Raw genomic sequence first — 1,552 nt, forward strand, 5'->3', positions numbered from 1 at the left:
CTAGTGCTGCACCGCGAAAGTTCGTGGAGGGGTGTTGGTCAGGTCGGCTGGTCGCCGAGGTAGAGGTAGCAGGCGCAGTCGAGGCAGTCCTCGGGACTGCCGAAGGGCAGGCCTGAGGGCAGGAAGTTGTCCTCGTAGCCGTCTCGGCTGGCCAGATACAGGGCGAAGCCCCAGGTGTGGAGGACCCCGGTGAAGCGCAGACGGCACAGTTTGAGCTGGTCGCCGTCCTTCAGTTCGCCGTCCACGTAGGCGAAGCCGGCGCGGAACCGGACCTCCACACGGGCCAGTTGCGGCCAGCGGTCCCCGGCGCGGGCTTTCAGGCGCCGGCGCAGGTGGGACTGCATCGACTCGGGGGGATTCTTCGGCACGGACCCCATCCTGCCCGCGGTGCCGGCGATCCGCCATGATCACGACTATGCGCGCAGGTCAGCAGGCAGGTGGGGCCGTCACAGCGATAGCGGTGACCTTGGACGAGCCGGTGCGACGGGCCCTGGAACGCGTGGCCGCCTCGGCGAAGTCCCAGGTCCGCCAGGTCCTGCGGGCGCGGATCGTCCTGGCGGCGGCCGACGGCCTGGCCAACGCCCCGATCGGCTGCGATCTCGGCGTCTCGGTCAACACGGTCCGCAAATGGCGCGGCCGCTTCGCCCGGCACGGCACCGAGGGCCTCAAGGACGCCGACCGAACCGGCCGCCCCAAGGTCTACGACGACAAGGTGCGCGTCGCGCTGGTGGCCGCCGCGACCAGCGCCCCGTCGCGCCCGGCCGCGACCTGGACCCACCGAGCCATCGCCGAGCAGGTCGCCGGAACCCTGTCCGCGAACATCTCTCCCTCCCAGGTCGGCCGAATACTCGACGACTTGGACCTCAAGCCGCACAAGGTCCGGGGCTGGCTCACCCGCCGCGACACCCCCGACTTCTGGCAGCGCGCCGAGCACATCTGCGATCTCTACCGCGACCCGCCCGCCGGCGCGCTCCTGCTGTCGATCGACGAGAAGACCGCGATCGCCGCGCGCTCCCGCAAGCACCCCGCCAGCCCCGCCGCCCCGGGCCGACCAGCCCGCCAGGAGTTCGAGTACGTCCGCCACGGCACCGCTTCCCTGGTCGCCGCCATGGACGTGCGCACCGGCGAGGTCCTGACCCAAGTGATCACCCGCAACAACGCGGTGACGTTCACGGCCTTCCTCGACCACATCGACGCCCTCGTCCCCGAGGGCACCGATATCCACGTGGTCCTGGACAATGGACAACGGCTCATCGCACACCGCCAAGCACACCAAGGCGTGGTTCAAGGAGCACCAGCGCTGGACGGCGCACTTCACCCCGCCCCACGCCTCCTGGCTCAACCAGATCGAACTGGTCTTCTCCGCCCTGACCCGCGCCGTCCTGCGCCACGGCGACTTCGCCAGCCGCGACGACCTCATCGACAAGCTCGACAGCTACATCATCAACCGCAACGAGAACGCCAAGCCCTTCCGCTGGACCTACAAGGGCACCCCACTCAAGGAAGCAGCCTGACCAACACCCCTCCACGAACTTTCGCGGTGCAGCACTAG

The 1,552-nt window shown here is 69.4% G+C and carries 1 protein-coding gene and 1 pseudogene; one reads left to right on the top strand and one right to left on the bottom strand.

The features are described 5' to 3' along the window. Positions 1-38: 38 nt before the first annotated feature. Complete coding sequence (locus OTB19_RS42710; protein ID WP_267804252.1) at positions 39-368, bottom strand: hypothetical protein; 330 nt, start codon at positions 366-368, stop codon at positions 39-41. Between the two features lie 47 nt (positions 369-415). On the opposite strand from OTB19_RS42710, the pseudogene OTB19_RS42715 reads away from it, so the two are divergent. Continuing rightward, positions 416-1,514 (top strand): annotated as a pseudogene (locus tag OTB19_RS42715) (IS630 family transposase). Positions 1,515-1,552: the final 38 nt, after the last annotated feature.

This window comes from Streptomyces sp. H27-H5 (genome assembly GCF_026627505.1).
In the GTDB taxonomy this organism is placed as follows: Bacteria; Actinomycetota; Actinomycetes; order Streptomycetales; family Streptomycetaceae; genus Streptomyces.